This is a genomic window from Candidatus Poribacteria bacterium, from assembly GCA_021295715.1.
GTDB lineage: Bacteria > Poribacteria > WGA-4E > WGA-4E > WGA-3G > WGA-3G.
Genome location: JAGWBV010000003.1, coordinates 134,421 through 156,137 on the forward strand (window position 1 = coordinate 134,421; position 21,717 = coordinate 156,137).

Consider the following 21,717-nt stretch of genomic DNA (forward strand, 5'->3'; position numbering starts at 1 on the left):
TGAAGCAAAAAATCAATGCGAAGGCAGTCCTGAAAAGCGTTTTGGCTATTTTACCACGCCTTATCGTGTGCGAACAAGCGGAAAAATTACGAATTTTCAAAACTCTATAGGATTTAAGCTTTTGGACAGGTTTCTGAGCATCCTTGCCCTAACTGAAATGAGTCGCTGGACACTGATGACGGAGATAGAATTCATGAAAAAAGAAAATGAAGTCGAAACTGGTGAATGGAATCGGCTTGTGAAGGATACTTATCATTCGCTGGAGTTCTTGGTCACGATGCATTACCTTCGGAAACACCTTCCTGAGACAGGTAAGATTTTAGATGCAGGTGGTGGACCCGGGCGTTATACGCTTGAACTTTGTCGGGCAGGCTATGATGTCGTTCTCTTGGATATTGACCGAGCATACACGACTTTTGCTGAAGAAAAAATCAGATTAGAACCGAAACACGTTTCGAGCCGACTCATCGCGTCGGTTGTTGGGGATATACGAGACCTTTCACGTTTTAACACGAATGACTTTGATGCCGTGCTATGCCTCGGTGGTCCACTAACACATATTAGCGATGCAACCGAGCGGATCCAGGCTACCTCTGAATTGGTTCGGGTCGCCAAGCCTGGAGGGATCGTCGGGATTGCCGTTGTAGGGTATCTGGCGATGCTGCGGACGGTTCTCAGTCGTGTGAGTCAGGAATTGATAACACCTCAGTATTGGGAATTAATAAAAGAAGGAAAAGGAAATAACCTTGTTGGTGGTAACCTATGGCATTTTTTTCGGGCTTCCGAACTTCAGCAACTTGCTGAATCGTGTGGGTTAATCACACTACAAATGGTGGGCTGTGAGGGGCTTTCAACGGGATTATCTGCGGCGACTAATACAGCGGCAAAAGACCCAGCAAAGTGGGAACGTTGGGTCGAGTTAGTCTTGGAAACAGCGACGGAACCCGCCATCGTGGACATGGCTGAGCATATCTTATACATTGGTCAGGCTGGCTAACCCTCATCTATTTTTATTCCGAAACACCAACATATATCTATTTTCTCCTATTTGCTCTACCTGTTCTAAAGCAAAGTGCTTCTCAACAATGTACTTGGCAAAAGCAATTGTCCAAAAGACCCATGGAGAAGCGTAAACGCCTTTACCCGGAATTGTGATGTGTCCTGCCATCAGACCTGTCTGGACATCATATCGCTCTGGAAGGGTTTCCTCACCCGCTCTCTTGACCAATTCATCGTGCATAATAACAACGAAGATGCCATTGTCCGATAGAATCTCTTTAAGTTGAACTGTTAAGCTCTCCAGCGTCTGATATGATAAGTAACCATTATTTTGAGGAAGCAACGCAAGATCGAAAGAATTCTCTTTGTAAGGTAGAGCAGTTATATCTCCTATATTGAATTGGCATCGACTCTTTCTTTTTTCGGCAACCTCTTTGGCGTGGAGAAGTGGAATCTCTGCGAAATCAATACCTGTTGCTATGGCTCCCATCTCTTCCATGGCGAACGTATACCGCCCTGCATTGCAGCCTAAGTCTAATGCGCGCATGCCGGGCTTTATTAATTTAGGTAGGTGGTTTTTGTATCTGTCAACGGCAAATTGTGATCTTGGGTTATCAGGGTCAGTCGTCGGATGGACACCAGCGGCATTGTAGTGTTTCCGAGTCGCGTCAAATATGTTCATATACTTCTCTTTCTTCAAATATGGCTTGCCCTATACGGTACTATCGTGTAAATTAGTGGGATAGGATACATCAGACATTTTGTCATAATTTATTACATTAGACAAGAGGAAATTCACCGTAGAAGGAGTCCTGCAAATGCTATCGACTGAAAACATGGGAGGTGTTGTCGTCACCCCAAGTCAATTAGGTGAGATGCAAGCGGACGACTACATTCTCCACGCTCGCGATGGTATGCTGAACAAGGTAGAGGTGGAGAAAACCCGAATGCCCTTGGACCCGCAAGCGCACTACCAAGGATTGAATTTCGTTCTCGCTCCTGATGGCACCATCTATGCGGTGCAACAGACCATCATCTCTAAGTCTACGGATGATGGCAGAACATGGGAACATCTCAACAGAGATCCTTCTGCTTTTGGGTTCAATGGATGGTTGCTGCAAGCCAATAACCACGGGAAACTCATCAATGTGAGCCAACAGAGTGAAGAATCGCCAATCACTGTCTGGCTATCCGATGATGAGGGCGCAACGTGGGAGCAGACGAGTGAAATAGATGTTGCGCCATTTCAGAAGACCGTTGCCGGTTCAAGTTTGACTCGACTCAGCAATGGGACGCTCCTCCTACCTATCAAAAGACGTGATGACCCGTTTTACGAAGGCACGAACCCGACGTATGTCTTCGTTTCGGACGACGATGGATACACCTTCTCGAATCGTTTTTTCTTATCGGATTACGGTAACGAGGTCAACATTGCTGAACTATTCCCCGGTAGACTGCTTGCAGTTATCCGGTACCAACCTGGACCGTCAGATCAACCCCACACAAATAAAACCGTTTTCCTCGCAGACGCAATGGACAACGGCGCGACATGGGCGAATCTGCGTCAATTGACGAGTGTGCATGGGCAATGCCACGGGGCCGCAGTGGGACTTTCTAATAACCGTGCTGTTGTGGCTTACGATCACCGTTATCCGCGAGAACTCGGCAGCGGTCGCGCAATGGTAAGTGACGACAATGGCGAGAATTGGTCTGACGAGATCTATTACCTCTGTCACGGACACGTCGCTGGTTTTCCACGACACATTAGCTTAGATGGAAAAGAGATACTAACCTTCATCGGTTCCTGCTACGGCGATGTCAGCAAATGGGAGAACGCCACAGGGAACTCACACTTCTGTGTGATCCGGTGGCAACCGGTTTAGGACAAACATTATGAAGATTACCGGATTTGAGACGATACCGATTCAGGGTCGCGCAATGGTGTTGAAAATGTTCACCGACGAAGGAATCATCGGCTACGGTGAACCTATGAACTACGAGCATTGGCGCGTCGTCGCCCAAGCCGTGGACGACATGGCAGAATACCTCGTTGGCAAAGATCCGCTACAGATTGAGGACCATTGGCAGGCAATGTACCGGTCAAGTTATAGCCGGAGTATGCCCGTTTTGGTCGGCGCATTGAGCGGTATTGAGATGGCAATGTGGGATGTATTCGGAAAAGTCGTCGGGATGCCGATATGGAAACTATTGGGCGGTTCAGTACGGAATCGGATCCGCGTTTATACGGGTATAGGCGGCACAACGCCTGAGGAGTGTGCAGAGAGTGCTAAAAAAGCAGTCGCAGCAGGATTCCGAGCCGTGAAGATGGGAGCCGCATCAAAACCTGTGCGGTTCGTCGATACACCGAAGGCAATTGATACGATGGTGGCGCGGGTGGCGGCAGTCCGAACAGCAGCAGGTGATGAAGTAGACATCGCTGTTGACTTGCATCGTCGGTTAAGCCCAACGATGGCGATGATTGTAGTGAAAGAATTAGAACCCTTCCGATTGTTGTTCGCTGAAGAGCCGTGTCATCCAGAAAACAACGAACCCTTACTGTCTTTGTCTCAATCAACAACGGTGCCGATAGCAACCGGTGAGCGGCACTTGACAAGATGGGGTTTCCGAGAGATCATTGAACGCGAGATGTGCGCGATCTTGCAGCCGGATATCCGGCACTGCGGTGGGATCCTGGAACTGAAAAAGATTTCAGCAATGGCGGAAATTCACAATATGGCAGTCGCTCCGCACAATGCCGCCGGCCCTATCGGAGTTGCTGCATCGGTACATGTGATGGCAACTGTGCCGAATTTACTGATATGTGAGGGTGGACACCGACGCGGAGAAGGACTATTTTCAACCCCTTTAGTGTTCAAGGATGGGTTCATTGAACTCCCAACAGCCCCCGGACTCGGTGTTGATATGGACGATGCTGCTCTTGAAGCGGTTCGAGATGAAACGTTTCGGTTGCGTGGAATGTTCTGGCACTCAGACGACGGAGCTTTCGCTGATTATTAGCCGCAGTCCTTATAGTGAGTTGTCCCGATCCGTGGGACGTGTGGAGAGATTCGTTTTCGGCGGAACATCCCATGAGATATACCCGCAACGCGGACAACGCATCTCAAGTTCAACGAGGTTTCTGACAGTGCCCGTCTTTTCGGGTTTCCGTCGGGTTTGACATTGTGGACACCGAACCGCACGAAATTCATCGGCATCGCTCTTGCCAAAATAGGCACCTACTTTGAATAGAACAACCAGCAACACGATGATGAAGGCACAGAAGAGGCTGAAAAAGAGAAAAGGCATTTTCAAATTCGCGCCAAGTATGAAAATAACCAGGACAACTTGCTAATCCATCAACAGTATGAGCGGCTTAACAGAGTCCCTACGAAAGGTAGATTCCGTAACGGTGTCGTCAAAGAAAGGATCGAAAAACGCGTCGGCAGTGTCCAAAAACGTTGGTAAATTGAGTCCCATATAATTTCCCGATGGGTCGTCACATTCAACCACAACCCGCCGCAATTTATCGCGTCCTGCAGTCGAAAGCGTGCGCAGTGGACGCAGCATCCGTGTATGATACTTGATGAAGGCTGCCGACACCTGAATTAATCCTTGAAGGAACAAGCGATAGGTGTCTTCTGCTCGGTGCCATAACCCTTCCCACGCCTCATGTGCCTCCCACCAATAAGCAAAGTTGTAGAGATCCACGCCGTATAGATAATCCTCGTTCTGTCTCCACATCTTTGGCGACAAGGGTTCAACGTCATGATCTTCTTCCACGCCGTAACTATGGCCAAGTGGGTCGCGGATCGGATGTGGTGTGACACCGGGTATATGTCGATATGACGGAAACGGCTTTTGTGGACAATATCGCTGCCAATTGACATCAAAAGGTTCAGGATTTTTAATTTTACCTTGCGGTTAAACAACGTGCGCCTGAGTTATCACGTACGTTCCTTAAACCCGCCCTCCACTTCGTTACGGGCTAACGTTTTTGATACTTAGGATTTACGCTCTGCCGATTCCGATATAATGGAAACCTGCAGCCCTCGCTTCTTCTGGAGAATAAACATTGCGTCCATCGATGAGGATCGGAGTCTTCATCTGCTTCGCAAGCCTACGGAGTTCAAGCTTGTGATAGAGTTCCCATTCAGTAACGAGCACGAGGGCATCGGCATCGTAAGGAAGTTCGTATACATCTTCCGTGAAAATCACTCTGTTATCGTCGGTTTCGCCGTTCCCACTTAAGGCGCGGTGTGCGTTTGCAATAGCGATCGGATCGTGTGCCCGAACTGTCGCCTCCGCTTTAATCAGTTCGCGGATAATGTCAAGTGCGGGTGCTTCTCGAATGTCATCGGTGTTTGGTTTGAAAGCGAGTCCGAGGATACCAATCGTCTTACCTTTGAGTGTGCCCAATGTGCTGCGCAATTTTTCGATGACACGTTCCCGCTGGTGGAAGTTGACGGCGCGCGCGGCTTTTGTAATCGGCATTGCGTATCCAGACTGTGCTGCGACCCCTAACAAAGCAGCGGTATCTTTCGGATAACAACTGCCGCCCCATCCAAGACCTGCTTGGAGAAATTGATTCCCAATACGTCCGTCAAGTCCGATACCGCGGGCGACTTCTGTTACGTCTGCCTCTACCTCCTCACAAAGCCCCGCAATTTCGTTGATAAAACTAATCTTTAGTGCGAGGAAGGTGTTCGCGGCATATTTAATCATTTCAGCACTATTGGGATCTGTTGTCATCATTGGCGGTAGGTGGTAAGAAGAGGGACGCGGGAACTCGCTTGGTGGATCAAACGTCTGTTCGAGGATCGGTTTATAGAGACGACGCAAGGTATCAATTGCTTCATCGCTGTTTGCACCGACAACGATCCTATCTGGATAGAACGCGCCTTGCAACGCCAATCCCTCTTGCAAAAATTCTGGGTTTGAAGCGACGGAAACGTTCCCTTGAATCCCACGTTCCGAAAATACCTCCGCCACAACTTCAGCAACACGTTGATTCGTGCCTATCGGGACTGTCGATTTCACAACAAGCGTGTAGTGTCTATCAGGCAGGCAGACTTGGGCGACCTCTTTGGCAGCCTGTTCTACATGTTGCGTATCCGCTTCACCGTTCTTTTTCGGTGGCGTCCCCACAGCAATCAAAATCAATTCTGCTTCTGGGACGACTTCAGCCACACTCGGCGTGAAACGGATGGTGTGCTGCACCTCTTCAAGCAGACTTTGGATGCCGGGTTCGTGGATAGGGCTTCTTCCCTCGTGCAAAAGGTTGAGTTTGCGCTCGTCTTTGTCCACCGCAGCGACATCATGATTCAGATGTGCCAGCACCACAGCCGTGGTCAAGCCGACGTATCCTGTTCCTATAATTGCAATTTTCATATTATAAACTATCAAATGAGTTTATCAACTTCAAGAACTCTTTGAAGTCGTTCGGTAATTGGGTTGTAGCCATAGTTGATCTGCCGCATTAATTCCAGGGCTTCCAAGCGGGTCGAAGAAAGTCTTAGAATGCCAATATGCTCTGTCCACTTTGTCGGCTTCTTCAAAGGACGATAGCACAGAAAACGTTGCCTTATCCATTTTAAAAGTATCAATTGCACGCATACGAAAACCTCCGGTTATTGAACCGCTGGTGGTTCGACGTTTTCCAACAATCTATTGATGATATCCAAACTTGTAATACCGTCAGCCTCGGCGTTGAAATTCGTCAAAATTCGGTGGCGTAGCACAGGTATAGCGACTGCCTTAATATCGTCGTATGCGACATGATAACGTCCATGGAGAATAGCGCGCGCCTTAGCCCCGAGCACGAGATACTGTGATGCCCGCGGTCCTGCACCCCACTGCACCCAATCCCGAATGAAATCGAGGGCCTCTGAAGCAGGTCGCGTCTGCCGGTTCAGTTCCACCGCATAATCCACGATTGCTTCAGCAATCGGTACTTTCCGGACAACCTGTTGGATTCGCAAGACCTCTTCTCCTGTGATAACAGGTTCTATCTCCGGTTCATAAGCCGCAGTTGTTGTCATCACAATCTCTTTTTCGGCAGCTTTATCGGGGTAATCCAGCGTGATATGGAACATGAATCGATCGAGTTGCGCTTCCGGTAGCGGATAGGTGCCTTCCTGCTCGATCGGATTCTGCGTCGCTAAAACAAAAAACGGACGTTCCAAAGGATAGGTTCTGCCGCCTGCGGTGACCTGGTACTCCTGCATCGCTTGTAAGAGTGCGGCTTGTGTTTTGGGGGGTGTTCGGTTAATCTCATCGGCAAGGACGATGTTAGCAAAGACGGGTCCATTAATAAAGCGAAAAGCGCGTTTGCCTGCCTCACCTTCCTCAATAATATCGGTACCAATAATGTCCGATGGCATCAGGTCCGGCGTAAATTGGATTCGATTGAAAGGGAGTTTCAGAATCTGCGCGAATGTGCTGATGAGTAGTGTCTTGGCTAACCCCGGCACGCCCACCAGTAAACAGTGTCCCTGCGAAAAAAGTGCGATAAGAAGTTGTTCAATGACCTCGTCCTGTCCAATGATTCGCTTCCTGAGTTGGTTTAAAATATTTTCCTTCGCCGTTTTCAAGACTTCGGCGGCTTCTATATCTGTTCCGGTCTGCGTCGCTGACATATCATTTTTCATAGAAATAGCCATCAGCCATCAGCGGTCAGCGGTCAGCAAGAATGTGTAACCTCACCAGAAAACCTTTTTGCTGATGGTTCCCGACAGCCGAAAGCCGTTCCTTTTAATCGTTTGAGACCTTCCACATTTGGAGCCCGTCAAAATCGAAGTTAACATCAATAACCCGCGCCCCCGCTTCTTGAAGTTTTTGACGGACGCGGTGTTCACGTGTAGGTTCACAGTAAAACAGTAGACACCCGCCACCACCAGCACCGCAAGCTTTTCCTCCGATCGCACCATGCGTCATTGCAATTTTAAAGAGGGATTCTATCTGTTCATTTGTGACAGAGGGGTGTAACCTTTTCTGATTCTGCCAATTTTGGGTAAGGAGTTCGCCGAATTCGGTCAGGCGACCGCGCATGAGTGCTGTTTTTGTTGCCTCAGCGGTGGCTTTGAGGGTTTCCAATGCGTCGCGGACACTGGGTTCTCCGCTTTTATAAGCATCGGTCACGTTTTGATGTATATTACCAGAGAGGCGAGACTTCCCGGTATAACAGAGGACAAGGTTCTTTTCAAGTTCACAACGGATATGTAGTGGAAATTTCAATGGTGAGGTTTTCACCTCTTCCCCCTGAAACTCCATAAAATGAATTCCGCCGATTGCGCTGGCGTACTGATCCTGTTTCCCGCCGAGGATACCGAGTTCATGACGTTCAATATTGCTTGCGAGATCCGCATACTCATAAGGAAGATAAGTGGCTTCCTTAAGTGCGCCAAGCACACCGATGAGTGCGACTCCCATTGCTGCGGAAGTGCCCAATCCACTTCCCGGCGGCGCGGTAGATTGCGTAATCAGGTCGAAACCACCAATCTGTATGGACATGCGTCGCACAGCTGCCTTGACTAAATCAATGTTTCCATCGTATTCAAGTTGACGGACATCGTCGGCTTCAATGAATGTGTCAAAATCCGCAGAATAGATACGAATGCTTTTATCCAGAACGCGCTGGAGCTCAACAGAATCGTCGTATGCCACTTGACGTTCACAGCGGAGCGTCGCATAAGCGTATCGGTTAATTGCCCCGTTGACGACCAACCCTTTTGACTGTTCAGTAAAGAGGTCTACGTCGCTCCATCCGCCAGCAAAGTCAATGCGGACTGGGGCTCTCGTTCGGATTAACATGATGAGTCTCCTGACATCAAATTTTAACCAACGCGCCCGGAAAGCGTGCCCATAAATGATGCGAACAAAAAATGGAAGCGTACCTACAAACGGGCAAGAGAAAAGTTGTGTCAATAACTGCAGGTGATAATAGAGTATTAGAATATGTTATGAAGATGAATACTGTTATGAAAAAACCCGCAGAGACTTTTGTCAATAGGCGTAACGTGGAAAAGCCGCAGGCATCCCTCCATTAAAAACGAGGCACAGCCCGGCGGCTTTTTCAGAAACTGAGCGAGAAAACTACCAGTTTTAGCCAGTAGCGTCGCGAAGTTTCTTACCAGCTTTAAAGACAGGGACTGTCTTTGCTGGAATATTAAGTGGTGCGCCAGTCTGCGGGTTGCGACCCGTGCGCGCTGGACGATTTTTGGCTTCAAATGTTCCGAAACCAATTAATCCAACAGAATCGCCATTACTCAAAGCTTCGCAAATAGTCGCAGCAAAAGCATCAACAGCAGCGTTCGCATCTTTTTTGCTAAGGCCTGTTTCTTCAACGATACTGTTGACCACATCGCTTTTCATTAATTTTGCCATGTCAAATGTTCCTCTAATTTTTAGCCCAATTCAGAAAATGCTATGTTTTCCGAACTGTTCGGAAAACGCGATTCTCACGCCTCGGACTCAAAATGGATTTAACAAAAAACTAATAGTAATTATATTATACTATACAAATATAGATATGTCAAGACAAATTAGATTAACGCCAAAAAATTAAAATGGGTTACAGGGAAAGCCCACGTTTAACCGTAAATAAACGTATTAGAGATAGAAAAAATCTAACACGAAGCTTGACATAATACATAGATGTCTTAATTTTAATACCACAGACTACGCAATTTGTCAAGTTTTTTTGTCCTGAAGGCGAAGTATTCCCTTGTAACACGGCATTCTTTGCCGAAATATTTGCTTAAAGGGCGGGTTTGTGGTAGAATTATACATTAAACTTAACAAAAATTCTGCTTGAATAACACAATAAAGGAAAACATCAGAAATGAGTGAGAGTTATCGTATCGCGGTTGTCGGCGCAACGGGTGCCGTCGGTAATACTCTGTTGCAAATTCTCGAAGAGCGATCATTCCCCGTTGCTTCCGTCAAACTATTAGCATCACACCGCTCTGCCGGTGAAATTCTATCCTTTAAAGATGAACCCATTATTGTTGAGGAACTGACACACGACTCGTTTGAAGATGTGGACGTAGTGTTCTCATCCGCAGGCGGTGCTGTCAGTCGCGAGTTCATGCCTACAGCCGTAGAAAAAGGTGCGCTCGTCATCGACAATACGAGTGCCTTCCGCATGGACCCCGAAACCCCTCTCGTTGTCCCGGAAGTCAATATGGACGCTGCCCGTGCTCACAATGGACTTATCGCCAATCCAAACTGTTCTACCATCCAAATGATGGTAGCATTGAAACCCATCTATGACCTTGTCGGCATCAAACGGGTCGTTGTGTCCACCTATCAAAGTGTCTCCGGTAAAAGTGGGCGTGCTGTTATGGAACTGGTTCAACAGACGACTGAAGCACTCGAAGGCAAGCCGATCACCTTAGACAAATTCCCACATCAGATGGCATTCAACGTCGCATTTGATTGGCCCTTCTTGGAGTGCGGTGACAACGAAGAAGAAGTGAAAATGATTAATGAGACCCGGAAGATACTTGCAGATGATGCGATTGGCGTTTCCGCTACAACCGTCCGAGTCCCTGTCTTCTTCGCACATTCTGAATCAATAAACCTTGAAACACACGAGAAGCTCACAGCAGCCCAAGCGAGAGAGTGCCTCGCCACTGCCCCCGGTGTAAAAGTCATGGACGATCCCGACAACCAACAGTATCCGCTCGCCGTTGATGTTGCTGGAAAAGATGAAGTCTATGTCGGTAGAATTCGCGATGATGCTTCCATAGAAAATGGTTTGAATCTCTGGGTAGTCGCAGACAACCTCCGCAAAGGTGCTGCGCTGAACGCTATCCAAATCGCCGAAAATCTGCTGTAAGGTTGTCAGAAGGATATGGAACTCGACCTTGCCACGCTGCCGGACTACCTACGTCAACGATGTGCTGAGATCCGCATGTTTGAATCGGAGACGGAACTCCGTATAGAAGAGATTGGCGATGGTAATCTTAATACAGTTTATCGCGTCTCAGACGCAGCGCAACCAGAGCGTTCGATCGTCCTGAAACACGCGCCACCCTACATTAAGATATTAGGACCCGAGTATCCGTTATCCATCAAACGTTTGACTTACGAGTCCCGCGCGTTGGACATCTACAATCAGTTCGCAAGCTGCAGCGTCCCTGAACTATACTATTTCGACGCTGAAACCGCGGTCATTGCAATGGAGGACCTCCGAGATGCGCAGGTCCTGCGCGCCGACCTAATCGCAGGCAGCGTGGACACCGATATCGCTGAACAGATTGGGCGGTTTATGGGTACCGTACACAGTCGTACATACATCGGGAACCTTGATAGCACAACCATGCAGCAGTATAGACAGCAATTTGCGAACACTACCATGCAGTCGATAACTGCCGATTACGTGTTCACTTTTCCGTACACCGAGCATGAAACGAATTTCTGGACCCCAGGCTTAGAGCCTGATATCCAGCGACTGAAGGCGGATACGGACTTTTTGAAGCATGCAGAGGTCCTCAAACAGATTTTTCTAACAGCGCAACAAGCTTTAACCCACGGTGATCTACACACAGGAAGCGTTCTCGTCCAAAACAACACAGCGAAAGTGATTGATGCCGAGTTTGCCTTTTATGGTCCCGTAGGATTTGACCTCGGATTGTATTGGGCGAACCATCTCTTATCCTATTTTTCACATCAAGATACCTCGGACGTGCAAGCCGCACTCAAGACAGCGATTGCAAAAACATGGCACGCCTACACGCTTGAATTCAGGACAGTCGACGGAACGTTGAAAGAACAAACCTTACAACAAATCTTTTACGAAGCAGTAGGGTTTGCGGGATTGGAAATGCTGCGTCGTCTTATCGGTGCAGCGCACGTCAAAGATATAGAAGGTATTACTGATATATCCAAAAAACTACGCGTAGAAAGGGCAGCACTCCAGTTCGGATTAAAACTCGTTAAACAGTACTCATCCCTACGAGATGTGCCAGCAGTTCTCGCGATGCTTTTTTAACGGTTGTCGGTTCGGTTTTTTCTTACGAAAAAACCTTTCAGTAGTCAGTTTTCAGTTAAGAGGTGTTTTCGCAAACGCTAAAATCCAATGCGAAGAAAGTGTTTCCCTCGTTTAACAATATCCTCTTTTAAGCGATAACTGACCATTACTGATAACTGACCACTGATAACGATTAAAATATGAGAGACTACTACGAAATCCTCGGTGTGAATCGAGGTGCCACTCCAGAAGAAATCAAAAAAGCCTATCGCAAACTTGCGGTCCAGTACCATCCGGACAAGAATCCTGGTGACAAAACGGCAGAGGAGAAGTTCAAGGAGGCATCGAACGCATATTCGGTCCTCTCCGATCCTGAAAAGCGACGTATGTATGATATCCGTGGACACGCGGGCGTTGAGGGTATGGGATTTGAAGGTTACCGGAATATGGATGACGTTTTCAGGCACATTAACCTCGACGATATTTTTGGACGCGGTGGATTCGGTGGACTCGGTGGATTTGGCGATGCCTTCGGTGATGTGTTCGGACAACGGCGCACAACTGCTCCGCCTCGCGGACGCGACATCCGCATGAACGTCAGTATTCCTTTTGCGGATGCGGTGTTAGGGAACAAGAAAGAGGTCAGTGTCCAAGGAAAGCGTCTGACGCTCACAATCCCGCCGGGTATTCAGGATGGAAAAACCTTACGTATTCAGGGGCATGGAGAATCTCTCGGCAGCGGCATTTCGGGTGACCTGTTGGTGACTGTCTCTGTTCAACCACATCCGACACTGACTCGCGAAGGGGCAGACCTGTTGACAGATGCAAATGTCTCTATGACGACAGCGGCGTTAGGGGGTTCTGTTCGGGTACAAACGCTCACAGGCGATGTGGATCTGAAAATCCCGTCTGGAGCACAACCTGGACAACAGTTTCGCTTACGTGGACGCGGTGGAGTAGACACCTCCGGCAGAAAAGGCGACTTGCGGGTGCGGTTGGTTGTGGAAATTCCGAAATCTTTGTCTCGCAAACAGCGGAATCTCCTAAAAGAGCTTGATAAGACGTTATAAAAAAGTGCATTCTGAGAAACAGCTTTAACGATCGGCGGAAAAGGCACAGAATCGCAAATAAACTCAAAATCCATTTTCAAAGGAGAACGAATGATCTCATTATCACAACGGAGCCAAAACGTAACGCCATCGTCCACTTTGGCGATCACCGCGAAAATCAACGCGCTGATCGCTGATGGCGTAGATGTCGTCAAATTCGGCGCAGGCGAACCCGATTTTGACACACCCGATTATATCAAAGATGCCGCAATCGCCGCACTCGATGCGGGATTCACGAAATATACCCCTGTCCCCGGCACTCCCGAACTCCGAGAGGCAATCACAGAAAAATTCAAACGAGATAACGGTCTCAATTACAAACCTTCCGAAGTTATCGTCTCATGCGGCGCTAAACACACCATCTATAACATTTTCCAAGCCATCTGTGATCCGAGCGACGAAGTCATCTTCGCCGCACCGTATTGGGTCAGCTACCCAGAACAAGTTAAACTTGCGGGGGCAGTGCCGCGCGTCATCGAGACGACTCCGGCGCAGAACTTCTGTATGGCACCGGATCAAGTCGAGGCGGCCATCACGGCAAAAACGAAGGCGATCCTCGTTAACAGTCCGAGCAACCCGACTGGCACGACGTATGATGTGGATACACTCAAGGCAATCGCCGACCTCGCTGTGAAACACCAAATCTATCTCATTTCCGATGAAATCTATGAGGCACTGCTCTACGACGGCGCAACGCACCAGAGTCCGGCTTCGTTCAACGCGGAGACGAAAGCGATTACCTTTGTTGTCAACGGAATGTCCAAAGCCTATTCGATGACAGGATGGCGGATCGGATACACCGCTGGTCCCGAAGACGTGGTATCGGCGATGTCGCGTATCCAATCACACAGCACTTCAAATCCGACATCAATTGCACAAAAAGCCGCCGTTGTCGCACTTAACGAATCGCAGGACGCTGTCGAAGAGATGCGAAAAGCCTTCGAGGAACGCCGAGATGTGATCTGTCAACGTTTTGAGGAGATTGATGGGATCAGCTACGCCAGACCGCAGGGTGCGTTCTATATTTTTCCCGATTTCTCTGCACACTACGGCAGAACGCTGGGTGGTCAGAAGATCGAAAACTCGATGGATATAACCGACTACCTACTCAATTCGGCAGGCGTCGGTGTTGTGCCGGGGGACGGTTTCGGTGCGGACAATCATTTACGGCTCTCCTTCGCTACCTCATCCGAGGAGATTAACCGCGGGCTGGATCGAATCAAAAAAGCGTTGGCGTAAAATTCTCGTCTTGTCGTTCAAATAAACTTATGGCATTGTTGATGCTGTATACCTTGGAGGCACGCCGCTGAGCAACTGGCAGGCGTGCCTTTTAAGGACACATAGGAGATACCATCGTGGCAGAACAGACGACACCGAACCTCGTTTTTGTAATTACGGATGACCAAGGTTACAGCGATTTGGGGTGCACCGGAAACCCTATTATCAACACACCGAATCTGGACGCACTTGCGGCAGAGAGCGTACAACTACAGAATCTGCACGTCGGTCCGACCTGTTCACCGACACGCGCAGGGATTATGACGGGGCATTACTGCAACTCCACCGGGGTGTGGCATACCATCGGCGGACGCTCCCTCCTCCGCAGCAATGAAGTCACGATGGCAGACATCTTCCGACGCAACGGCTATAAGACGGGTATGTTCGGGAAATGGCATCTCGGCGACAATTACCCGTTCCGTCCACACGACAGAGGTTTTGACGAAGCCCTCTACCACGGCGGTGGCGGCATCAGTCAAACTCCGGACTATTGGGGCAATGACTATTTCGACGATACCTATTTCCGCAACGGTTCCGAACAACCCTTCGACGGTTACTGCACAGATGTCTGGTTTCAAGAAGCGATGGCGTTCATTGAGAGACAAGCGGAAGGGAATCAGAACCGTCCGTTTTTCTGTTATCTCTCTACCAACGCGCCGCACGGTCCATTCCGTGTCCCCGATGCCTACGGTGAGGTATACCGACGGAAAGGCGTAGAAGGCGACCGTGCGAATTTCTGGGGTATGATCACCAATATCGACGACAACATGGCGCGGTTGCGGCACCATCTCCGAGTCCTGGGGCTTGAGGAAAACACGATTCTCATTTTCATGACCGATAATGGTTCCGCCGCTGGATGTGATCTGGATGCCCAACAGTTCGTCACGGCAGGCTACAACGCCGGAATGCGCGGTAGAAAAGGGTCACCTTATGAAGGTGGGCACCGTGTGCCACTGTTTATGCATTGGCCCGATGGTGGCTTCACCGAAAAGCACGAGGTGCATGAACTCACCGCAAACATTGACCTACTCCCGACGCTGATAGATCTGTGCGATCTTGAGGTCTCCTCGAACACGCACTTCCACGGCGAGAGTATTGTCCCGTTGTTGAAAGACGAAACGGAGTCATGGGAGGAACGGGTTGTTGTCACCGATTCGCAGCGCGTTGAGAACCCGATTAAGTGGAAAGACAGCGCGACGATGTCGCAACAGTGGCGACTCATCAATGGAACTGAACTTTACGATATACAAGCCGATCCCGGACAACGGCACGACATCGCTGGCGAACATCCTGAAGTCGTTGCGGAACTCCGTGAACATTATGAAGTGTGGTGGAAACTGGTTTCGGAACGGTTTGATGAGGACTGTCCGATCGTTATCGGGACGCAAAACGAACCCGTTACGTGTATTACGACCCACGATTGGCACGGGGAAGCACAAGCTTGGAATCACGGAATGATTCGCCGAGGAATGGAATGCAACGGTTATTGGGCAATTGAGATTCCTGAAGACGGGGAGTACAGTTTCGAGTTACGTCGGTGGCCCCTCGCCGAGGATCGGGCAATAACGGATGGCATTCCGGGTGAGCACATTGACCTTTACAACGGTGGTAAGGCTCTGCCATTAACAGCCGCGGAAATCCGTATCGGGGATCAGGTTGCCACGAAAACAATTCCATCAGATGCGAAGGGCGTAACGTTTACGTTCTATCTCACCGCTGGTCAGACACGCATGCATACCGAGTTCACCGACGAAGCGGGTGCGTTGGCAATCGGTGCGTATTATGTGTATGCGAAACGGGTGATTTGAGGAACGGTGTTTATTGGTAGACAGGAGCGGTTGCGACGCGGGAAAATAGGCGGGCAAGTTCATCCGCTGACACACCGAGGTTCTCTTCAAGATCCTTTTGGGTTAACCCAAGTTGTTGGAGACCAAGGCTCTCTTTAAATTCTTCTTGCGTCAACCCAAAATTACGGTAACCCTGAATGATGGTTTTTAGATACCATTTTGAAGGTGCTTCAACATCCTTCTCATACATCTCTCTCATCCTGTAAAACATGACACCGTCTTGGTAATACTTGCCGTAATAGTCAGGATAACCCTCATAGGTATCAAGTGCCTCTTCGTGATCCTCTGTAATTTCCCAGAGTCCCCCGTGGACTGTACACCCTTCCAGAGGAATAATATCGGCGTGGTATTTAAAAACAAGGCGAAACCCTTCGAGTTGGAACTTCTCTATGTGCGTGACACCCGGGCACCGCTGTTGCATGTGAGAGCGGTTCATGTTGGATCCATAAGCAAAATATATCATATTTTAATTTCACCTTGCGGAGGAATCACGGGCGTTTGAACTTTCACGGGCGTTGCCTATATCCGCTTTTCATTCCATTACGAGCTACGAGTTTTGAAACTATCTTAAGAGCAACCGTTTGTTAGACGACTACCTCTCAACTGACTGCTACTTTTGCCTTGCGGTTAAACTTCGAGCGTTTAGACCTTTCCGTGCGTTTCTCAGCCTCAAACACGAAAAGCATCAAGTTACAAGTCTCGTTACTTATCCGCAAGAGATAATTAAAAACCGTAAGTGACAATTAAAAATGTGACTTCAGTCTTCCCCAGACCACAGGGAGTTTACCCGACGGCTCCACAGCAAAAGCGGTAAAGGAGATACCGTCGTTCATAATGCTCTGAACTTCATCTTCGGTGAGTCCATCGTTGAAGAGACCGACCTCGTCCATAATCGTGGCGGAGAGGAAACCGGTTCCTTTATCCGTCGCGAGCCACGCCGTCTGATCCTGGTCTTGGAGTTGGAACTTCGGCACCTTTTGTGAGACTTCCTCTTCACCGTTGACGTAGATTGTGCAGGTTTCCCCATCGTAGACATTGGCGACATGATACCAGGTTCCATCTTTGACGGTCACACCACTGGCGACATCCCAAGTGTTCGTCCAACTGCGGAGGAGGTTGCCACCGTTTTTGTAAGGAACATAGCGGTTGTTGCTCTGATCCCATATCGAGAAATAGTTCTGTTGACCGCCGATGTCGGTAAAGTTTATCCACAGAGTGAATGTCACTTTATCTTCAATTACGCCTTTACCGAGCGGAATCGTGACTGTCCCACCCTTTTTGATTTCAAGGGCACCATCAAACTTGCCTTCTGCCCATTCGCCTCGTGTAATCGTGCCTTTACGCCCGTTTTCAGAGATGTCTTCAGCGACATCGCCTTTACCTTCGTCCATTAACCAGATACCTACAATCCTATCCGGATCGATCTCAGCTTGACTATAGCCGACGACCAGACTTAGCGCGAGTATCGTGCAGACAAATATTCTTATTCTCATGGATTTGCGCTCCTTTTTTGTTGTTCAGAGAATCATGACCCAAAAACGTTTCTACTGGCAGAAAAGCAATCGGTATGTTAATTACATTAGACTGATTAAGTATATTGCAAGTTTAATCCGATTTCGCACCTACAATTGAGTCGGAAGATCGCGAGTAAAACTCGCTCCTACAGAAGACCTAAACGTCCGAAATATAATTTGACAAGGGACGAAAATTCGGGTATACTATAATTGCTCGCCGGGATGCTGAAATTTGGTAGACAGGCTAGGTTCAGGGTCTAGTGTGCTTTATGCGCGTAAGGGTTCGAGTCCCTTTCCCGGCATTCACTGACAAATTTAAGAATCAATCGGTGGAGAACACTCACTTGGACAATGAAGACGGAAAAACGCTCCAAGATTTAGAGCAGGCTGACAAATATGTTGCTTTTCCGGGCGGAATCCCGAAAAAATGGTTAAATCCAGCGTTTTACAGTTTTGTCATTGTCTTTATTGGATACGCTTCGTGGGTTATAAGCGGTGAAATTCGTGAAGGTAGAAAAACCGGAACGCCGGTACTGGAAACAGCAGAATCCATCACAACGCATCTGTCGGCTTTTACTGTTCTATTAACAATACTGACTATCGTTTTTTGTAAAGGATTGGAGCGTATTATGTATTATTTAGACGCGAAACGAATCGCCGAACAAGAACGACAGCGCGCCGAACGGGCGGAACAACTTTTGGAACAAGAACGACAGCGCGCCGAACAAGAACGACAGCGCGCCGAACAAGAACGACAGCGCGCCGAACGGGCGGAACAACTTTTGGAACAGGCGAAAAAGAACAATTCTTAACCAAACGCTTCTGACTTTGAGCCAATTTTCCACCTTGGACGCGTTCGCAGTGGATAACGTTTCCGCCTCGAGGGTCCCTCACACTTCCGTTCGTGTGGTGCCTGTTCTTACTGATAGATAGAAAACGTCATTCCCTGCGCAACGTCTCCGGTACCAACCACAGGAAAATGCTCACGGCGAGATAACCGATGCTCCCTAACGCGAAGCCGGAATAACTCAATCCGAACAGATCGGCAAGATTGCCGACGATAACTGGTCCTGCCGAACCGCCGAAATCACCCGTGAGCCGCCACAAACCCAAGAACTCTCCTGTTCCGTCGCGGGGTGCCAAGTCTGCACCGAGTGTCATCATTGTCCCGGAAGCGATACCGTTCCCCATCCGCATGAAGATTGCCGCAAGCAGCAGTCCCGTAAATGTCCCAGTAAACGGCATCAACACCATCCCTGTAGCAAAAATGAAAACCCCGGGCACCGTTGCATATCTTCGACCAAACCGATCCATCATATGGCCAGCTATTGGGAACATTGACATATCTACTGCTGAGGAGATCATGACGACCGAGCGAACCTGTTGTGTCGTTAACCCGACCACCTCATCCGCATAGAGCGGGATAATGATATTGCACCCGCGGCGCAGCGTCTGAACACATACCTGTCCGACCCCTGCAGTAGCGAGGAGCCGTGCATGCTGACGCGAGATCTCAAGGAGATGTTTTAGGTAAGGCATCTTCTTCCCTGCCACTTCGGTTGTGGTGCGCCGCGTCCCAGGAATAAAGAAGAAACAGAGGAACAGGTTCAGCATCACAATGCCGGCATAGATGAAGAAGGGAAAACGTAGGTTTACCCCAAGAAAGATAGAGCAGAACTGCCCCGCGAAGGTGCCCATCCGATTCACACCGCCGAACAGGGCAATCGCTCTCCCACGATTCGCTATCGGAATTACATCCGTCATATACGCATGCCGTGCCAGCATCCACAAAGCTTGTCCAATGCCCCCCAGTAACTGGGCACCGATCAATTGGAAGAAATTCCCAGCCGTTCCCATGCCCAGTGTTGACAGCCCTATCATAACTAAACCGACCAACATTGATGGTTTGCGACCGAGTCGTTCCACTAAAATGCCAGCGGGAATATTTCCAAGCACACCAACAGCAAGGACAACTGTCGTCAACGTATAGGATAACTCAAACGATTTAACATAAATCGAAAGCGTCGGTGAAACGATACCCCCGCCTGTTGCCAACAGAAACGCTGGAATATAGATGGGAAAGATGAGTGAGGTTCGGCTAAATTTGCGGTGGTTCAATTTGGGTCTATAGACGTGGAAACCCTCCACTGGAGAACTTCATTGGAAGATTCGGAAATCGGAGCGTTTTGCAAACGCTTACGGACGGGCGAGGGTGTTGCTCATTCCTTCGTCTGTGATCAACACCGTTACCATCTACCACTTCGTTGCAGATGATCGCCTGTCCAAAAAAATCCAATGCGAAGAAAGTGTTTCCACCCTCCTACATGGGATCTTGGGGTTCCTCTATAGGAACCGAAACCGATAGTTAAAACAGCGCGTCCGCATAGCATGTATACGTCGCCTCATCGAACAGCACAAATTGAACAGATGCTGGCGCGGTGTCGCTCTGTTGCAGAAAACCTCTCACCGTGGTCAGTGCAACGAGTACCGCTTTCTCTGTCGGGTAACCAAAGACACCGGTGCTAATAGAAGGAAAAGCGATACTTTGAACACCGTTTTCTATAGCAAGTCGGAGGCACTCTTGATAACAACTCGCAAGCAGTTCAGGCTCACCCGAATTTCCACCGTCCCAAACGGGTCCGACGGTGTGAATCACGTATTTTGCGTGGAGATCGCCGCCTGTCGTAATAACCGCTTTACCGGTAGGACAGCCCCCCTCACGGGCGCGAATCTCCGCACAGGCTTGCTCGATGGCATCGCCACCCGCGCGACGTATTGCACCATCCACACCACCACCACCGACAAGCGCACTGTTCGCTGCGTTCACGATAGCATCAACCGGTGCTTTGGTTATGTCGCCTTGGATGAGTTCTAAACCGGTTTGTGCAATCTGTGTTTTCATTTTTACCTCCTCTGAATCAAACCTGTTCTGTGCAGCTCCTGTAAGATAAAGGGTTCTATAGGCATATCACCTTTTAGTTGTGTGTAACCAACCCCTTGGTCGGTACAGAAGCGTTGTAAGGTGTCGCAAAATGTCTGTTGTTGATTCTGGTATTGCGAGAGCGTTTCCGGATTGATTGTGATGGGTCTCGTTACGCCGGTTTCGGCATCCTCTACCAACCAGTCTCCACCCGTAGATCCGTTTTCCAACATCTGCGGGTTCATCTCCTCTGGACTCATCAGGTGGATAGCTGTGAGCGAGAAGCCGCGTCCTGCAAGCAATGTGAAGCCCTGTTCATAGCCATTCGGATCCAAAAAATCGGAAAGAATGACAACAGCGCACGGGTGTCGTTGATACATCGGAAGCTGCTTGAGACATTCCGTCAGCCGCGTTTGCCCATCATCTGCAACAATTGCGGTCAAGATCCTTGTGAGACGTGAAAATTGTGATGTACTCGACACGGGTGGTAGTGCAACGGAGAGCCGTTCAGCACAGGTATAGACAGCAACACTATCCGTGTGCCCCAAAGCGATATAGCCTAATGCTGCGGCAATCTGTTTGGCACATGCTAACTTGGTGGGTGAACCAAACGCCATAGAACGACTGTTATCAATGAGAAGTGCAAGCGGTAATCCCTCGTCAGCGTGGAAGAGTTTGATAAAGAGTTTCCCCAAACGCGCATAGATGTTCCAATCGACATGCCGTAGGTCGTCGCCAGGTTCATAGACGCGATAATCGGCAAACTCCATACCTACACCCCGGTTCAGACTCCGGCGCTCACCTCTGAATTTACCTCGGAACGAGCGATAGGATCGGATATGGAAGGGTTCAAGCTGCTTTAAGAATTGCGGTGTAAGCATTTTAATGATACCTTGCGGGAGAACAAGGGAATTAGGAATTTGAGGGTTTTTGATCAGCATCCGCCTACGCCGTTGTTGCAGGCTACGTTTTGGGTATTACTAAAAATACAAGCCTGTAAAGATCGAAGAAACCTATTATGAATACTGATTCAAACAATCTCCCGTATATCCGCCTACGCCTGTTTTGCAATGAGGAT

Annotated in this window: 22 protein-coding genes and 1 tRNA gene; 10 read left to right on the forward strand and 13 right to left on the reverse strand. The window is 48.9% G+C overall.

Annotated features, from left to right (window positions below; translation table 11 throughout):
• Positions 1-193: 193 nt before the first annotated feature.
• Complete coding sequence (locus tag J4G07_01565; protein ID MCE2412669.1) at positions 194-997, forward strand: class I SAM-dependent methyltransferase; 804 nt, start codon at positions 194-196, stop codon at positions 995-997.
• 3 nt (positions 998-1,000) lie between these two features.
• Here J4G07_01565 and J4G07_01570 read toward each other — a convergent pair whose 3' ends face one another.
• Positions 1,001-1,681, reverse strand: a complete 681-nt coding sequence (locus J4G07_01570; protein MCE2412670.1) for a class I SAM-dependent methyltransferase — start codon at positions 1,679-1,681, stop codon at positions 1,001-1,003.
• Between the two features lie 136 nt (positions 1,682-1,817).
• On the opposite strand from J4G07_01570, the gene J4G07_01575 reads away from it, so the two are divergent.
• Together J4G07_01575 and dgoD are read left to right on the forward strand one after the other, a co-directional pair.
• Positions 1,818-2,882, forward strand: a complete 1,065-nt coding sequence (locus J4G07_01575; protein ID MCE2412671.1) for an exo-alpha-sialidase — start codon at positions 1,818-1,820, stop codon at positions 2,880-2,882.
• A 10-nt stretch (positions 2,883-2,892) separates the two neighbouring features.
• Positions 2,893-4,017 (forward strand): galactonate dehydratase, encoded by a 1,125-nt coding sequence (gene dgoD, locus J4G07_01580; GenBank protein MCE2412672.1) that lies wholly within the window; start codon positions 2,893-2,895, stop codon positions 4,015-4,017.
• A 9-nt stretch (positions 4,018-4,026) separates the two neighbouring features.
• Here dgoD and J4G07_01585 read toward each other — a convergent pair whose 3' ends face one another.
• The 7 genes from J4G07_01585 to J4G07_01615 all read right to left on the reverse strand — a co-directional run bounded on the left by J4G07_01585 (position 4,027) and on the right by J4G07_01615 (position 9,381).
• Complete coding sequence (locus tag J4G07_01585) at positions 4,027-4,305, reverse strand: hypothetical protein (GenBank protein MCE2412673.1); 279 nt, start codon at positions 4,303-4,305, stop codon at positions 4,027-4,029.
• A 42-nt stretch (positions 4,306-4,347) separates the two neighbouring features.
• Positions 4,348-4,908 carry a DUF309 domain-containing protein gene (locus tag J4G07_01590; GenBank protein ID MCE2412674.1) on the reverse strand — a complete coding sequence of 187 codons (561 nt, stop codon included), beginning with the start codon at positions 4,906-4,908 and terminating at the stop codon, positions 4,348-4,350.
• Between the two features lie 99 nt (positions 4,909-5,007).
• Positions 5,008-6,387, reverse strand: coding sequence for a UDP-glucose/GDP-mannose dehydrogenase family protein (locus tag J4G07_01595; protein MCE2412675.1), 1,380 nt, complete (start codon positions 6,385-6,387; stop codon positions 5,008-5,010).
• Between the two features lie 30 nt (positions 6,388-6,417).
• Positions 6,418-6,612, reverse strand: coding sequence for a hypothetical protein (locus tag J4G07_01600; protein MCE2412676.1), 195 nt, complete (start codon positions 6,610-6,612; stop codon positions 6,418-6,420).
• A gap of 14 nt (positions 6,613-6,626) precedes the next feature.
• A complete protein-coding gene (locus tag J4G07_01605) occupies positions 6,627-7,634 on the reverse strand; it encodes a MoxR family ATPase (GenBank protein MCE2412677.1) in 1,008 nt (335 codons plus the stop codon).
• 115 nt (positions 7,635-7,749) lie between these two features.
• A complete protein-coding gene (locus J4G07_01610) occupies positions 7,750-8,808 on the reverse strand; it encodes a GHMP kinase (GenBank protein MCE2412678.1) in 1,059 nt (352 codons plus the stop codon).
• Between the two features lie 291 nt (positions 8,809-9,099).
• Entirely contained in the window at positions 9,100-9,381 is a 282-nt protein-coding gene (locus J4G07_01615; protein ID MCE2412679.1) for an HU family DNA-binding protein, read from the reverse strand.
• A gap of 457 nt (positions 9,382-9,838) precedes the next feature.
• On the opposite strand from J4G07_01615, the gene J4G07_01620 reads away from it, so the two are divergent.
• The 5 genes from J4G07_01620 to J4G07_01640 all read left to right on the forward strand — a co-directional run bounded on the left by J4G07_01620 (position 9,839) and on the right by J4G07_01640 (position 16,166).
• The gene (locus J4G07_01620) at positions 9,839-10,837 is read left to right on the forward strand and encodes an aspartate-semialdehyde dehydrogenase (GenBank protein ID MCE2412680.1); all 999 of its coding nucleotides are present in this window, start codon (positions 9,839-9,841) and stop codon (positions 10,835-10,837) included.
• Between the two features lie 15 nt (positions 10,838-10,852).
• Entirely contained in the window at positions 10,853-11,992 is a 1,140-nt protein-coding gene (gene mtnK / locus J4G07_01625; protein ID MCE2412681.1) for an S-methyl-5-thioribose kinase, read from the forward strand.
• Positions 11,993-12,171: 179 nt separating this feature from the next.
• Positions 12,172-13,041 (forward strand): DnaJ domain-containing protein, encoded by an 870-nt coding sequence (locus tag J4G07_01630; protein MCE2412682.1) that lies wholly within the window; start codon positions 12,172-12,174, stop codon positions 13,039-13,041.
• A gap of 90 nt (positions 13,042-13,131) precedes the next feature.
• Positions 13,132-14,319, forward strand: coding sequence for a pyridoxal phosphate-dependent aminotransferase (locus J4G07_01635; protein ID MCE2412683.1), 1,188 nt, complete (start codon positions 13,132-13,134; stop codon positions 14,317-14,319).
• Between the two features lie 101 nt (positions 14,320-14,420).
• Complete coding sequence (locus J4G07_01640; GenBank protein MCE2412684.1) at positions 14,421-16,166, forward strand: arylsulfatase; 1,746 nt, start codon at positions 14,421-14,423, stop codon at positions 16,164-16,166.
• 10 nt (positions 16,167-16,176) lie between these two features.
• Here J4G07_01640 and J4G07_01645 read toward each other — a convergent pair whose 3' ends face one another.
• On the reverse strand, positions 16,177-16,668 hold the full coding sequence (locus J4G07_01645; GenBank protein ID MCE2412685.1) for a gamma-glutamylcyclotransferase: 492 nt from the start codon (positions 16,666-16,668) through the stop codon (positions 16,177-16,179).
• Positions 16,669-16,948: 280 nt separating this feature from the next.
• Positions 16,949-17,698, reverse strand: coding sequence for a LamG domain-containing protein (locus J4G07_01650; GenBank protein MCE2412686.1), 750 nt, complete (start codon positions 17,696-17,698; stop codon positions 16,949-16,951).
• A 237-nt stretch (positions 17,699-17,935) separates the two neighbouring features.
• Here J4G07_01650 and J4G07_01655 point away from each other — a divergent pair.
• Both J4G07_01655 and J4G07_01660 read left to right on the forward strand, forming a co-directional pair.
• Positions 17,936-18,021, forward strand: a tRNA-Leu gene (locus tag J4G07_01655).
• Between the two features lie 42 nt (positions 18,022-18,063).
• Positions 18,064-18,531 (forward strand): hypothetical protein, encoded by a 468-nt coding sequence (locus tag J4G07_01660; GenBank protein MCE2412687.1) that lies wholly within the window; start codon positions 18,064-18,066, stop codon positions 18,529-18,531.
• Positions 18,532-18,658: 127 nt separating this feature from the next.
• Here the strand turns inward: J4G07_01660 and J4G07_01665 are convergent, their stop codons facing one another.
• From J4G07_01665 to J4G07_01675, 3 genes are all read right to left on the reverse strand, one after another.
• Positions 18,659-19,867 (reverse strand): MFS transporter, encoded by a 1,209-nt coding sequence (locus J4G07_01665; protein MCE2412688.1) that lies wholly within the window; start codon positions 19,865-19,867, stop codon positions 18,659-18,661.
• Between the two features lie 217 nt (positions 19,868-20,084).
• On the reverse strand, positions 20,085-20,621 hold the full coding sequence (locus J4G07_01670; GenBank protein ID MCE2412689.1) for an O-acetyl-ADP-ribose deacetylase: 537 nt from the start codon (positions 20,619-20,621) through the stop codon (positions 20,085-20,087).
• Between the two features lie 2 nt (positions 20,622-20,623).
• A complete protein-coding gene (locus J4G07_01675) occupies positions 20,624-21,520 on the reverse strand; it encodes a DUF58 domain-containing protein (protein ID MCE2412690.1) in 897 nt (298 codons plus the stop codon).
• Positions 21,521-21,717: the final 197 nt, after the last annotated feature.